This is a genomic window from Kineococcus rhizosphaerae (assembly GCF_003002055.1).
In the GTDB taxonomy this organism is placed as follows: domain Bacteria; phylum Actinomycetota; class Actinomycetes; order Actinomycetales; family Kineococcaceae; genus Kineococcus; species Kineococcus rhizosphaerae.
Map to the genome: position 1 here is coordinate 23,815 of NZ_PVZF01000010.1, position 13,284 is coordinate 37,098.

The 13,284-nt window shown below is 75.5% G+C and carries 11 protein-coding genes; 10 read left to right on the plus strand and 1 reads right to left on the minus strand.

Annotation, left to right across the window (positions count from 1 at the left end; genetic code table 11):
• Nucleotides 1-68: 68 nt before the first annotated feature.
• The 8 genes from CLV37_RS18555 (at nucleotide 69) to CLV37_RS18590 (ending at nucleotide 9,361) form a co-directional block, all read left to right on the plus strand.
• Nucleotides 69-1,160, plus strand: coding sequence for a hypothetical protein (locus CLV37_RS18555; RefSeq protein ID WP_106213197.1), 1,092 nt, complete (start codon nucleotides 69-71; stop codon nucleotides 1,158-1,160).
• The gene (locus CLV37_RS18560; protein WP_106213199.1) at nucleotides 1,157-1,771 is read left to right on the plus strand and encodes a DUF4129 domain-containing protein; all 615 of its coding nucleotides are present in this window, start codon (nucleotides 1,157-1,159) and stop codon (nucleotides 1,769-1,771) included. Before CLV37_RS18555 ends, CLV37_RS18560 begins: the two co-directional genes overlap by 4 nt.
• Complete coding sequence (locus CLV37_RS18565; RefSeq protein WP_106213201.1) at nucleotides 1,768-2,952, plus strand: DUF4350 domain-containing protein; 1,185 nt, start codon at nucleotides 1,768-1,770, stop codon at nucleotides 2,950-2,952. Before CLV37_RS18560 ends, CLV37_RS18565 begins: the two co-directional genes overlap by 4 nt.
• A complete protein-coding gene (locus CLV37_RS18570; protein ID WP_106213203.1) occupies nucleotides 2,949-3,923 on the plus strand; it encodes an AAA family ATPase in 975 nt (324 codons plus the stop codon). The genes CLV37_RS18565 and CLV37_RS18570 overlap by 4 nt, the downstream gene beginning before the upstream one ends.
• Nucleotides 3,924-5,225 (plus strand): DUF58 domain-containing protein, encoded by a 1,302-nt coding sequence (locus CLV37_RS18575; RefSeq protein ID WP_106213205.1) that lies wholly within the window; start codon nucleotides 3,924-3,926, stop codon nucleotides 5,223-5,225.
• A gap of 83 nt (nucleotides 5,226-5,308) precedes the next feature.
• Nucleotides 5,309-7,033 carry an ABC transporter ATP-binding protein gene (locus tag CLV37_RS18580; RefSeq protein WP_106213207.1) on the plus strand — a complete coding sequence of 575 codons (1,725 nt, stop codon included), beginning with the start codon at nucleotides 5,309-5,311 and terminating at the stop codon, nucleotides 7,031-7,033.
• 163 nt (nucleotides 7,034-7,196) lie between these two features.
• Nucleotides 7,197-8,987, plus strand: a complete 1,791-nt coding sequence (locus CLV37_RS18585; protein WP_245885480.1) for an ABC transporter ATP-binding protein — start codon at nucleotides 7,197-7,199, stop codon at nucleotides 8,985-8,987.
• 2 nt (nucleotides 8,988-8,989) lie between these two features.
• Entirely contained in the window at nucleotides 8,990-9,361 is a 372-nt protein-coding gene (locus CLV37_RS18590; protein WP_211298763.1) for a VOC family protein, read from the plus strand.
• A 2-nt stretch (nucleotides 9,362-9,363) separates the two neighbouring features.
• Here the strand turns inward: CLV37_RS18590 and CLV37_RS18595 are convergent, their stop codons facing one another.
• A complete protein-coding gene (locus CLV37_RS18595; RefSeq protein WP_106213211.1) occupies nucleotides 9,364-9,732 on the minus strand; it encodes a hypothetical protein in 369 nt (122 codons plus the stop codon).
• Between the two features lie 200 nt (nucleotides 9,733-9,932).
• On the opposite strand from CLV37_RS18595, the gene CLV37_RS18600 reads away from it, so the two are divergent.
• Both CLV37_RS18600 and CLV37_RS18605 read left to right on the plus strand, forming a co-directional pair.
• Entirely contained in the window at nucleotides 9,933-11,474 is a 1,542-nt protein-coding gene (locus CLV37_RS18600; protein ID WP_106213213.1) for an ABC transporter transmembrane domain-containing protein, read from the plus strand.
• Nucleotides 11,471-13,273: an ABC transporter ATP-binding protein gene (locus CLV37_RS18605; protein ID WP_106213215.1), complete on the plus strand. Its 1,803-nt coding sequence runs from the start codon at nucleotides 11,471-11,473 to the stop codon at nucleotides 13,271-13,273. The genes CLV37_RS18600 and CLV37_RS18605 overlap by 4 nt, the downstream gene beginning before the upstream one ends.
• Nucleotides 13,274-13,284 lie beyond the last annotated feature (11 nt).

Consider the following 13,284-nt stretch of genomic DNA (forward strand, 5'->3'; position numbering starts at 1 on the left):
GCCGCGTTCGGGGGTGACCACCACGCCGGGACCTTGATCACCGCGGGTCCTCTGGCACGATGGCCGCCATGGGGACGGACCAGTGGCAGCGCCCGGACGACTCGCCCGGGGACCAGCCGCCGGCGCCCCTGACCCCCGCTCCCGTCCCGTCGTCGGGGTGGGGCGCCCCGCAGGGCGACCCTGGCCAGCAGTCGTGGGGCGTGCCCGCCGCACCCCGGCCGGGGATCGTCCCGCTGCGCCCGCTGGGCCTGGGCGAGATCTGGGACGGCGCGTTCCGCGGGTTCCGGCAGAACCCCAAGGTCATGGTCGGGCTGTCGGCCGTCGTGGTCACCGCCACCTCGCTGGTGTCCCTCGTCGCCTCGGTGTTCTTCACGCGCGACGTCGTGGGCCTGGCGAACAGCCTCGAAGCCGGGACCGGTTCGGTCGACGACGTGTTCTCGACGCTGCAGTCCTCGGCCCCGCTGCTGGTGCTGAGCGCTCTGCTGCAGGCGATCGCGGTGCTCGTGCTGAACGGGATGCTGATCGTCAGCGTCAGCGAGGCCGTGCTGGGCCGCAGGATCGGCTTCGGCGACCTGTGGGCCCGCTGCCGCGCGCGGGTCCTGCCGCTGGTGGGGTTGTCGGTGCTCATCACGCTCGTCAGCGCCCTGGTGTGGGTGGTCCTGCTGGCCCCCGGGGTGCTCGTCCTGGTGTTCGCCGGCTCCGACGTCGGGACGGGCGTCGGCGTGCTCGTGACCCTGCTCGGGGCGCTGGCCGCGCTGGCCGGCTGGGCGTGGTTCTGGGTCAAGTCGTCGATGGCCTCGCCGGCGATGCTGCTGGAGGGCCTGGGGATCCGGGCCAGCCTCGCGCGCTCGTTCCGCCTGACGCGCCGCTCGTTCTGGCGGCTGTTCGGCATCCAGCTGCTGACGCTGGTCGTCGTGCAGTTCGCCGTCGGTGCCGTCTCCGTGCCGTTCGGGGTCGTCGGCGGGGTGCTCGGGGCGACCCTCGGCGCGGGCGGGACGGGCGCCATCGTCGCGCAGAACGCCGTGCAGACCGTGGGGCAGATGGCCGGCAGCATCGTGGCGTACCCGTTCCTGGCCTCGGTGACGGCGCTGCTGTACGTGGACCTGCGGATGCGCCGCGAGGGGCTGGACGTCGAGCTGCACCGGGCCTCCGCGCGGTGACGGTCCCCGTGCAGCCGGACCGGCCCCAGGCCCGGCAGTGGCTGGCCGAGGAGCTGTCGCGCCCGGAGTACCGCCAGTCCCAGGGCTCGTGGCTGGTGCGCGCCTGGACCTGGCTGTGGGACCGGCTGGAGCGGGTCTCGGTGCCCGGGATCGGGACGGGCTGGACGTCCGTCGTCGTGGTCGTGGTGCTGCTGGTCCTGCTGGTCGTGGCCGTCCACCTCGTGGGGGGCCCGCTGCGCCGCAGCGCCCGGCAGGGCCCGGCCGAGCCGGTCTTCGAGGCCGCGCCCGAGCCCGCGAGCGCCCACTTCGCCCGCGCCGACGCGGCCGCGGCGGCCGGGGACCACGCGCTCGCCGTCGCCGAGCGGTTCCGCGGGCTCGTGCGGTCCCTGGAGGAACGCGCCCTCGTCGAGACCCGGCCCGGTGGCACGGCGACGGAGATCGCGTCCACCGCGGCGCTCGCGCTGCCCGACTGCGCCGACGCGCTGGCCCGCGCGGCCCGTTCCTTCGACGACGTCCGCTACGGCGGGCGGCCGGCGAGCGCGCGCGCCGACGAGGACCTGCGGGCCGTCGTGGCCCAGGTCGCCCGCGCGCGCCCGGTGGTCCCCGCGTGATCGGCGGCCAGGTCCGCGACGGGGTCCGCGAGGGGGTCCGTGACGGGGTCCGTGGCGCGGTCCGCCGCCACCGCGCGGCGGTGCTGGTGGTGCTGCTCGTCGTGGCCACCGCGGTGCTGGTGGCGCTGCTGACGCCGCGCACCGACGAGTCCGCCTTCACCCCCGAGTCCGTCGACCCCGGCGGCGGGCGGGCGCTGGCGCGCGTCCTGGCCGACCGGGGCGTGACGGTCACCGAGGCCCGCACGTTCGCCGACGCGTCGGGGGCCCTGGCCGGGGGCGCGGGCGGTGACGCGACCGTGCTGGTGACCGCCCCGGACCTGCTCTCGGACGCGCGGCTGCGGACCCTGGCCGGTTCCGGCGCCGACGTCGTGCTGCTGCGTCCCTCCGAGGCGTCGCTGGCGGCGTTCACCGACGACGTCACCCCCACGGGCCGTGCGTCGACGGCCACCCGCGACCCCGGCTGCGAGGACCCCGACGCGGTCGCGGCCGGGCCCGCGCGGGCCGGCGGTCAGACGTACGCCGCGAGCGGTGGCGCGACGGCCTGCTACGGCGGGTCGTTCGCGCGGACCGCGCTGGGGCGCGCGACGTTGACGGTCGTGGGGCAGCCGACGTCCATGACGAACCGCTGGGTCGCGCAGGAGGGGAACGCGGCGCTGGCGCTGCGCACGCTCGGCGCGCGCCGCGACCTGGTGTGGTACCTGCCCGACCCCGTCGACACCGAGTCCGCGCAGGTCCCGCTGACGGCGCTGCTGCCCGGCTGGACGTGGCCGGCGGTCGGGGTCCTGGCCCTGGCCACGGGGTTCGTCCTGCTGTGGCGGGGCCGCCGGCTCGGCCGGCTCGTCGACGAGCCGCTGCCCGTCGTGGTGCGGGCGGCCGAGACCGTGGAGGGGCACGGCCGGCTGTACGCCAGCGCCCGCGCCTGCGCCCGGGCGGCGCAGGCGTTGCGGGAGGCCACGCTGCGCCGGTTGCGGGGGTGGACGGGGCTGGACGTGCGCGCCGACGTCGCCGACGTCGCCGACCAGGTGGCGTGGATCACCGGCCGCCCCGCGCCCGCCGTCCGTGAGCTGCTCGCGGGCGCCGCACCGCACGACGACCCCGCGCTCGTCCGGCTCGCCGTCGACCTCGACGCCCTCGAACGCGATGTCCGCAGCACCTCACCCAGGAAGGTCCCCACCCAGTGACAGAGACTTCGACCGAGGCCGTCGAGGACGCGCGGCAGGCCCTGCGCGCGGTCCGCCAGGAGGTCGCCAAGGCCGTCGTCGGCCAGGACGCGGCCGTCACCGGACTGGTCATCGCGGTCCTGTGCCGCGGTCACGTCCTGCTCGAAGGGGTTCCGGGGGTGGCCAAGACGCTGCTCGTGCGCAGCCTGTCGGCGGCGCTGCACCTGGACACCAAGCGCGTGCAGTTCACGCCCGACCTGATGCCGGGCGACGTGACGGGCTCGCTGGTCTACGACGCGCAGAGCTCGCGGTTCTCGTTCCGCGAGGGGCCCGTGTTCACGAACATCCTGCTGGCGGACGAGATCAACCGCACGCCGCCGAAGACGCAGGCGTCGCTGCTGGAGGCGATGGAGGAGAAGCAGGTCTCGATCGACGGTGAACCGCGGCGGTTGCCGGACCCGTTCATCGTGGCCGCCACCCAGAACCCCGTCGAGTACGAGGGGACGTACCCGCTGCCGGAGGCGCAGCTGGACCGGTTCCTGCTGAAGCTGACGCTGCCGCTGCCGCCGCGCGAGGACGAGGTGGAGGTCCTGGCCCGGCACGCGACGGGCTTCGACCCGCGCGACCTGGCGGCGGCGGGCGTGCGGGCCGTCGCGACGCCCGAGCAGCTGTCCATCGCCGCCGACGCGGTGCGGCGCGTGCAGTGCTCGCGCGAGGTCATCGGCTACGTGGTGGACGTGTGCCGGGCCACGCGCGACTCCCCCTCCCTGGCGCTGGGCGTCTCCCCGCGCGGGGCGACGTCGCTGCTGGCGACGGCGCGGGCGTGGGCGTGGCTGTCGGGACGGGACTACGTCTCCCCCGACGACGTGAAGTCGCTGGCGCGCCCGACGCTGCGCCACCGCGTGCAGCTGCGGCCCGAGGCCGAGCTCGACGGGGTGAGCGTGGACGCGGTCCTGGACTCGGTGCTGGGTTCCGTCCCGGTGCCGCGCTAGATGTTCGTCACCGGCCGGACGGCGTGGCTGGCCCTGGCGGGGCTGGTCCTGGTCGTGGCGTGGCCGGGCTGGGGGGCGTTCTGGGTGTGGCTGGGCGTGTGCGTCCTGCTCACCGGTCTGGACGTGCTGCTCGCCCCGTCGCCGCGGCGGCTCACGATCACCCGGCCGCCGCTGCCCGCGGTGCGGCTCGGGGAGCGGCGCAGCACCGAGCTGCTGGTGCAGAACACGGGCGCGCAGCGGGTCCGGGGCGTGCTGCGGGACGCGTGGGTGCCGTCGGCGGGGGCGACGCGGACCCGGCACCGCCTGGACCTGCCCCCGGCCGAGCGGCGCCGGTTCGAGGTCGTCCTCGTCCCGACCCGGCGCGGGGACCGGCTCGCCGACCGCGTCACGGTCCGCACCGCGGGGCCGCTGGGGCTGGCGGGCCGGCAGCGGTCGGCGCCCGTGCCGGGACGGCTGCGGGTCCTGCCGCCCTTCACGTCGCGCAAGCACCTGCCGTCGCGGCTGGCGCGGCTGCGCGAGCTCGACGGGCGCAGCGCGGTCCAGCACCGGGGGCAGGGCACGGAGTTCGACTCGTTGCGCGACTACGTCGACGGGGACGACGTGCGCTCGATCGACTGGCGGGCCAGCGCCCGCCGGCAGGCCGTCGTCGTGCGCACCTGGCGTCCCGAGCGCGACCGGCGCGTCCTGCTCGTCGTCGACACCTCCCGCACGTCGGCGGCGCGGCTGGAGGGTGAGCACCCGACCGTCCGGCTCGACGCGCAGATCGAGGCCGCGCTGCTGACGGCGGCCCTGGCCGCGCGGGCCGGGGACCGCGTCGACCTCGTCGCCCACGACCGCCGGGTCCGGGCCCGGGTGCGGGGCAGTTCCCGCGGCGACCTGCTGCCCGCGCTGGTGGAGGCCCTGGCCCCGCTCGAACCGTCCCTCGTGGAGGCCGACTGGGACGCCGTCGCGACCGAGGTCCGCACGACGGCCCGCCAGCGGGCGCTGGTCGTGCTGCTCACCGCGCTGGACTCCTCCGTCCTGGACTCGGGGTTGCTGCCCGTGCTGGAGCAGCTCGCCACCCGGCACACCGTCGTGCTGGCCGCGGTGGACGACCCGGCCCTGGCGGCGCTGGCCCGCGACCACTCCGACGCCGAGGCCGTCTACACCGCGGCCGCCGCCGAGACCGCCACGGCCGTGCGGGACCGGACGGCGCGGCTGCTGACCCGGCTGGGCGTGGAGGTCGTGCACGCCGACCCCGAGGGGCTGGCCCCGGCGCTGGCCGACCGGTACCTGGCGCTGAAGGCCGCCGGGAGGTTGTGAGCCGGGCCCGGCCCGGCACCCGGTTCGCCGGGGACACGAAAGGTTGATGCCCGGCCCGCCGGGGGCTGCTAGACCTGACTCCCGTGTTGTTCACCCTCCTGCGAGAGCACCTCCGTCCTCACCGCGGGTTGCTGGTGGCGGTCCTCGTCCTGCAGGTCCTGCAGACCGTGGCCTCGCTGTACCTGCCCCGACTGAACGCCGACATCATCGACCGGGGCGTCGTGACCGGCGACACCGGCTACATCTGGCGCACCGGCGCCCTGATGCTCGCCATCACCCTCGTCCAGGTCGTCGCCACGATCTCCGCGGTCCGCTGCGGCGCGTACGCGGCGATGGCCGTGGGCCGCGACGTGCGCGCGGCCGTCTTCGGGCACGTCCTGGACTTCTCCAAGGCCGAGGTCGGGCGCTTCGGCGCCCCCTCGCTCATCACCCGCGGGACCAACGACGTCCAGCAGGTGCAGATGCTCGTGCTGATGACGTGCACGATGATCGTCTCCGCGCCCATCCTGTGCGTCGGCGGGATCGTCATGGCGTTGCGCGAGGACGTGGGGCTGAGCTGGCTCGTCGTCGTCGCGGTCCCCGTGCTGGTCGCCGTGATGGCGGCGATCATGGTGCGCCTCGGGCCCATGTTCGGTCAGCTGCAGAAGAAGATCGACACCGTGAACCGCGTGCTGCGCGAACAGCTCACGGGGTTGCGCGTCGTGCGCGGTTTCGTCCGCGAGGACGCCGAGCGGGCCCGGTTCGAACGGGCCAACGCCGAACTCACCGACGTCGCGGTCCGGACGGGCCGGCTGTTCTCGATCGTCTTCCCGTTCGTGACGCTCGTGATGAACCTGACCAGCGCGGCCGTCGTGTGGTTCGGCGCGGGCCGGGTGGAGAGCGGGGACCTGCAGATCGGCTCGCTCATCGCGTTCCTGTCCTACCTCGTGCAGATCCTCATGGGCGTCATGATGACGACGTTCCTGGCGGTCGTGGGGCCCCGGGCGGCGGTCTCGGCCGGCCGCATCGAGGAGGTCCTGCAGACGCCGACGAGCGTGCGCCCGGCGCAGGCCGCGGCGACCGCGCCGAGCTCGGGGCGCCTGGAGTTCCGCGAGGTCTCGTTCTCCTACCCCGGCGCCGACCGGGCCGTCCTGGACCGCGTCACCTTCGACGTCGCACCGGGCCGCACCACGGCCGTCATCGGGTCGACGGGGTCGGGCAAGACGACCGTCGTGAACCTCGCGACCCGGCTCGCGGACGTCTCGGCGGGCGCCGTCGTGCTCGACGGCGTCGACGTGCGGTCCCTGGCCGACGCGGACCTGCGCCGGCGCGTGGGACTCGTCCCGCAGCGGCCCTACCTGTTCGCGGGGACGGTGGCCTCGAACCTGCGGTTCGGCCGCCCCGACGCCTCCGACGAGGAGCTGTGGGCGGCGCTGCGGACGGCGCAGGCCGAGGACTTCGTGCGGGCCAAGCCCGAGGGGCTGGACACGCCGATCTCCCAGGGCGGCACCAACGTCTCGGGCGGGCAGCGGCAGCGGCTGTCGATCGCGCGCCTGCTCGTGCAGCGGCCCGCGGTGTTCGTGTTCGACGACGCGTTCTCGGCCCTGGACACCGCGACCGACGCCAGGCTGCGGGCGGCCCTGGCCGCCGACCTGCCCGACGCGGCGATCCTCGTGGTGGCGCAACGGGTCTCCACGATCGTGGGCGCCGACGAGATCGTCGTGCTGGAGAACGGCCGGGTCGTCGGCCGCGGGAGGCACGGGGAACTGCTGCAGACGTGCCCGACGTACGAGGAGATCGTCTCGAGCCAGCTGGAGGTTGCAGCGTGAGCGACGAGCGGCGCGACGGCGCCTGGACTGAGGGAACGCGTCCGGCGCTGGGCGCCGGCTCCAGACGGAGTCGCTGCGCGGTCCCGAGGGAAGGCGCCGTCACGAGCGCCGCGACGGAGCGAACGAGGGGTGCAGCGTGAGCGGGCGCGGGGGTCCGATGCGGATGGCCGGTGCCCCGGGCCAGAAGGCGCAGTCGTTCGTCCCGTCCGGCAAGCGCCTGCTGTCCCGGATGGGCCCGGACGCGGCGCGGCTGGCGGTGGTGCTGGTCCTGGCCGTGGCCAGCGTCGCGCTGACGGTCTACGTCCCCAAGCTCCTGGGGCACGCGACGGACTACGTGGTGCAGGCCGCGTTCGGCGGCCGGCCGCTGGACCGGTCGGGGCTGGGCCGCACGATCGTCGAGGTCGCGCTGATCTGCGTGCTGTCGGCGTTCCTGTCGTTCCTGCAGGGGCTGATGCTGAACCGGGTCGTGCAGCGCACGGTGTTCCGGCTGCGCGGTGACGTCGAGGCGAAGCTGCACCGGCTGCCGCTCTCGCACGTCGACTCCACGCCGCGCGGGGAACTCCTCTCGCGGGTGACGAACGACATCGACAACATCTCCCAGAGCCTGCAGCAGACCGTGTCGCAGGCCCTGGTCTCGGCGCTGACGGTGATCGGCGTCGTGGTGATGATGTTCACGATCAGCTGGCGGCTGGCGCTGCTGGCGCTGGTGGCGATCCCGCTGACGCTGGTGGTCGTCGCGACGATCGCGAAGCGCTCGCAGCCGCTGTTCGTCAGCCAGTGGCGCGAGACGGGGGCGCTGAACGCGCAGATCGAGGAGGTGTTCACGGGGCACGACGTCGTGACGGCGTTCGGGCGCCGCGAGGAGGTCCGCGCGCGGTTCACGGCGAGGAACTCCGAGCTGTACGGCGCGAGCGCCGGGGCGCAGTTCCTGTCGGGCACGATCATGCCGTCGACGATGCTCATCGGGAACCTCGTCTACGTCGCGATCGCGGTGGTGGGCGCGACGATGGTGACGACGGGGTCGATCACGATCGGCGGGGTGCAGGCGTTCGTGCAGTACTCGCGGCAGTTCACGCAGCCGCTGGCGCAGCTGGGGTCGATGGCGAACCTGCTGCAGTCGGGGGTCGCCTCGGCGGAGCGGGTGTTCGAGGTGCTGGACGCGCCGGAGATGTCGCCGGACCCGGTGGACGGCCCGAAGCCGTCGGGGCCCGGGCGCATCGAGTTCGAGGGCGTGTCGTTCCGGTACGCCCCCGACGTCCCCCTCATCGAGGACCTGTCGTTCACGGCCGAACCGGGCCAGACGGTCGCGATCGTGGGCCCGACGGGGGCGGGCAAGACGACGCTGGTGAACCTGCTGCTGCGCTACTACGAGGTGGACTCGGGGCGCATCCTGCTCGACGGCGTGGACACGGCGACGATGTCCCGGCAGGACCTGCGCTCGCGCGCCGCGATCGTGCTGCAGGACACGTGGTTGTTCGAGGGCACGATCGAGGAGAACATCGCCTACTCGCGGCCGTCGGCCTCGCACGAGGAGGTCCTGGAGGCGGCGCGCGCAGCGTCGGTGGACACGGTCGTGGACACGTTGCCGGACGGGTTCGCGACGGTCGTGGACGACGACGCGGGGCGCATCAGCGCGGGCGAGAAGCAGCTCGTGACGATCGCCCGGGCGTACCTGGCGCGCCCGCAGGTGCTGGTGCTGGACGAGGCGACGAGTTCGGTGGACACCCGCACCGAGCGGGTCGTGCAGCGGGCGATGGCGCAGTTGCGCCAGGACCGCACGAGCCTGGTCATCGCGCACCGGCTCTCGACGATCCGGGACGCGGACCTGATCCTGGTGATGGAGTCGGGGCGGGTCGTGGAGCAGGGCCGGCACGCCGACCTGGTGGCCGCGGGCGGGGCGTACGCGCGGCTGCACGAGGCGCAGTTCGCGGGCGCGGCGGCGGAGGTGGAGTAGCGGTGGACTCCCTGGGTGACCGCGCGGTGCCGAACCTGCCGGCGCGCGACCTGGGCGCGACGTCGAGGTTCTACGGCGCGCTGGGGTTCGTCGAGGCGTACCGGTCGGACGAGTGCGCGGTGCTGCGCCGCGGGCCGGTGCAGCTGGAGTTCTTCGGCTTCGCCGCGCTGGACCCGTGGTCGAGCTCGTTCCGTTGCACCCTGCGGCTGGCCGACCTCGACGGGTTCTGCGCCCTCGCGCGGGCGGCGGGGGTCCCGGTGGGGCGCACCGGGTTCCCCCGCCTGCACCTGCCGCGCGTGGAGGACTGGGGCGGCCGGGTCGCCCACCTGCTGGACCCGGACGGCACCCAGCTGTCCCTGGTGGAGAGGGCCTGACCTCAGATCTCGACGTTGCGCTCGAGGACCGTGAGCTGGCGGCGGGCCATGGCCAGGTTGGCGCGGCTGCGGTCCAGGACGAGGTAGAGGAACAGGCCCTGGCCGTTCTGGCTCTGCAGCAGGCGCAGGAGGTGCAGCTGGGTGCCGAGGGTGATCAGGACGTCCTCGGGGGTGTCGTCCAGGCCGAGGCGCTGCAGGGTCTTCAGCTCGGCGCGCACGACGTCGGTGTTGCCGGCGGCGGCGACGTCGAGGTCGAGGGTCCCGCCGCCGACCGAGCCCAGCGACATCCCGGTCTCGTAGTCGACGAGGGCGGCCGCGATGGCGCCGTCGATGTCGAGCGCGCTCTTGAGGGTGTCGTTCACGGTGGTCACGGGGTTCCTCCGGGGTGTGGGGCGGGGGCGTTCCCCCGACACCTCGACCATCAGGCCAGTGACTCAGAGTGCACAAGCGGGCGCCCTCCGATTACCGCGCGTGGCCGATCGGGGCGCTGCCGCGGGGGTGAGCGCCGGGTGGGCCGAACGGGTGAGAAGGTCGTCCTCACACCCCCCGACACCCCCTCAGGATCGCCTCCATGTCCTCTCGCCCCGTGCTCGACGTGCTGCGCCGACACCGCCGCGCCGTCGCCGTCGGCTGCGGGTCCTCGATGGTCCACCAGACCTGCGAGGCGCTCGTCCCCGTCGCCATCGGCCTCGCCGTCGACCGGGCCGTCGGCACCGGCGACGTCCGGGCCGTCGTGCTGTGCGTCCTCGGGGTCCTGGCGCTGTTCGCGGTGCTGTCCAGCGCCGGGACCTTCGCCTTCTGGACCGTCGACGTCGCCGAGTTCGACGAGGCCCACTCCCTGCGCACGTCCGCCACCAGCGCCGTGCTGCGCGACCCCGCCGTCCTGCGCGACCGGCAGGTCGGCGACGTGCTGTCCGTCGTGACCTCCGACACCCGGCACACCGCCGAGTCGCTCGGCCTGGTCAGCTTCCTCGCCTCCGGGTGCTTCGGGATGGTCGTGGCCGCGGTCGTGCTGCTGCGCATCGACGTGGCCCTCGGCCTCGGCCTGCTCGTGAGCGTGCCCGTCGTCGTCCTCGGCCTGCAGGCCCTGGCCCCGCGGCTGGAACGGCGCGTCCACGACCGCCAGCGCAGCGCCGGGCTGGCCGCCGCGGTCGCCGCCGACCTGCTCGCCGGCCTGCGCCCCCTGCGCGGGTTCGGCGGGGTCCCCGAGGCCGTCCGCCGCTACCACCTGGCCAGCGCGGTCTCGCGGCGCGCGGCCGTCGGGGCGGCCGGGGCCACCTCCGTCCTCGTCGGCGCCGGCACCCTGGCCACCGGCGCCATCCTCGTCGCCACCGCCGCCGCCGCCGGCGCCCTCGTCGCCCGCGGCCGCCTCGACCTCGGCGAGTTCGTCACCGTCGTGGGGATGGCCAGCTTCCTGGCCGACCCCGTCCGCAACGTCAGCGCCTGCGTCCAGCAGCTCGCCGTCTCGCGCGCCAGCGCCCGCCGGGTCGCCGCCCTGCTGACCCCGCCCGCCCCCCGCACCGAGGCCGGCCGCCCCCGCGCCGGGCACCTGAGCCCGGCCCCCGGGGAGGTCCTGGGGATCGTCGCGACCGACACGGCGACGGCGGACGCGGTCACCGCGGGCTTCGCCGGGGCGGGCACGCTCGTCGAGCCCGCCGAGACGCACCTGCTCGGCGAGACCCTCGCCGACGCGCTGACGACCGGTCCCGTCCCGGCCGGCCGCGGCGTCGAGCTGGGCGCCGCGCTCGCCGCGGCCGCCGCCCCCACCGACCTCGACGCGCCCCTGGCCGACGGCGGCACGAACTTCTCCGGCGGCCAGCGCCAGCGCATCGGCCTGGCCCGCGCGCTGGCCGCCGACCGGGAGGTGCTGGTCCTGCGCGACCCGACGACGGCCCTGGACGCCGTCACCGAGGACCGCGTCGCCGCGGGCGTGCGCCGGCTGCGCGCCGGGGTCGGGACGACCGTGCTGGTCACCTCCTCCCCGCTGCTGCTGACGCGCTGCGACCGCGTCGTGCTGCTGACCGCCGACGGCCGGCACGCCACCGGCACGCACACCGAGCTGCTCGACGACCCCCGGTTCGGCGCCGAGTACGCCGCGGCGGTGAGCCGGTGAACGCGCTGCCCACCGCCCTGCCCGTCGCCCCGGGCCGGCGCAGCGCCGCGGTCCTGGCCCGGACCGCCACGGCCCACCGCGGCGAGCTCGCCGCCGCGCTGACCACCACCGTCCTGTCCAGCGGCGGGACGGTCGTGCTGCCGCTGCTGCTGGGCCGGGCCGTCGACGTCGTGCGCGCCGGGGACCCCCTGACGCCCCTGCTCGTGCAGCTGTCCGTCGTCGCCGTCCTCACCGCGGTCACCACGGCCCTGGCCCGCCGCGACGCCGAACGCCTCGGCGCGAGCATCGCCGCGGACCTGCGCGAACGCGTCGTCGACCGCTCGCTGCGGATGAACCCGCGCCTGCTGGAGCGCGCCGGGTCCGGGGACGTCGCCTCGCGCGTCACCGAGGACGTCGAGCTGTTCACCAGCTCGGTGCAGCTCGGCGCGAACGTGCTGACCGCCGCCATCACCGTCGTCCTGTCGGCGGTCGGGTTCTGGGCCCTGGACTGGCGCCTGGCCCTGGCCTTCTGCGTCGTCTTCCCCGTGTACGCCCTCAGCCTGCGCTGGTACCTGCCGAAGGCCGGGCCGCTGTACGCGAACGAACGGGCCGTCGCCGCGCAGCGCTCGCAGGTGTTCCTGCAGTCCCTGCACGGCGCCTCCACCGTCCAGGCCTACGGCATGGCCGACCTGCAGGGCGAGCGCGTGCGGGCGGCCTCGGCCCGCACCGTCGGGGCCTCGCGGGCCGCGCTGGGCACCTTCGCCCGCTTCTCGATGTCCATGAACGGCGCCGAGGCCGTGGGCCTGTCTGCGCTGCTGCTCACCGGCTTCCAGCTCGTGCGCACCGGCACCGTCACCGTCGGCGCCGTCACCGCGGCCGCGCTGCTGTTCCACCGCCTGTTCGGGCCGCTGGGCACGCTGCTGCTGTCCTTCGACGAGGTCTCGCGGGCCGCCGCCGCCCTGAACCGCCTCGTGGGGGTCGTCGACCTGCCCGAGGACCCCGCGCCGCAGGCCGACGTCGTCGCCCGCGCGCCCCGCGAGCACGTCGGGATCCGCGTGCGGGGGCTGACGCACAGCTACGCCGACGGCCCCGACGCCCCGCTCGTGCTGCGCGGCATCGACGTGGAGGTCCCCGCCGGCACGTCGCTGGCCGTCGTCGGCGAGAGCGGCGCCGGCAAGACGACCCTGGCCGCCGTCGTCGGCGGCGTCTTCCCCGCCACCGGCGGCACGGTCGAGCTCACCGGGGCGCGGGGCGCGGTGGACCTGACCGACCTCGACGCCGGGTCGGTGCGCGAGCGCGTCGGCGTCATCGCCCAGGAGTCGCACGTCTTCACCGGCACCCTGCGCGAGGACCTCACGCTGGCCCGCCCCGGGGCCACCGACGACGAGGTGCACGCCGCGTTGCGGGTCGTCGACGGTGACGACTGGGTCAGCGCCCTGCCCGCCGGGCTCGACACCCGCGTCGGTCCCGGTGAGCTGCCCCTGTCCCAGGCCCGCGCGCAGCAGCTGGCGCTGGCCCGCCTCGTGCTGCGCGACCCGCCCGTCGTCGTCCTCGACGAGGCCACCGCCGAAGCCGGCAGCGCCGGGGCACGGGACCTGGAGCAGTCCGCCGAGGCCGTCGTCCGCGGCCGCACCGCCCTCGTCGTCGCCCACCGGCTCAGCCAGGCCGCGGTCTGCGACCGCATCGCCGTGATGGCCGACGGCGAGATCGCCGAGATCGGCACCCACGCCGAGCTGCTCACCCTCGGTGGCCGGTACGCCCGACTGTGGGACACCTGGTCCCGCACGGCTCAAGCCCCGCAGGCCGCCGCCGACACCTAGACGGTGGTGAC

Bases quoted from the DNA above. Each gene is read 5' to 3' on its own strand.
- CLV37_RS18600 (WP_106213213.1), top strand. From the start codon at position 9,933: ATGTCCTCTCGCCCCGTGCTCGACGTGCTGCGCCGACACCGCCGCGCC.
- CLV37_RS18575 (WP_106213205.1), top strand. From the start codon at position 3,924: ATGTTCGTCACCGGCCGGACGGCGTGGCTGGCCCTGGCGGGGCTGGTC.
- CLV37_RS18555 (WP_106213197.1), top strand. From the start codon at position 69: ATGGGGACGGACCAGTGGCAGCGCCCGGACGACTCGCCCGGGGACCAG.
- CLV37_RS18585 (WP_245885480.1), top strand. From the start codon at position 7,197: ATGGCCGGTGCCCCGGGCCAGAAGGCGCAGTCGTTCGTCCCGTCCGGC.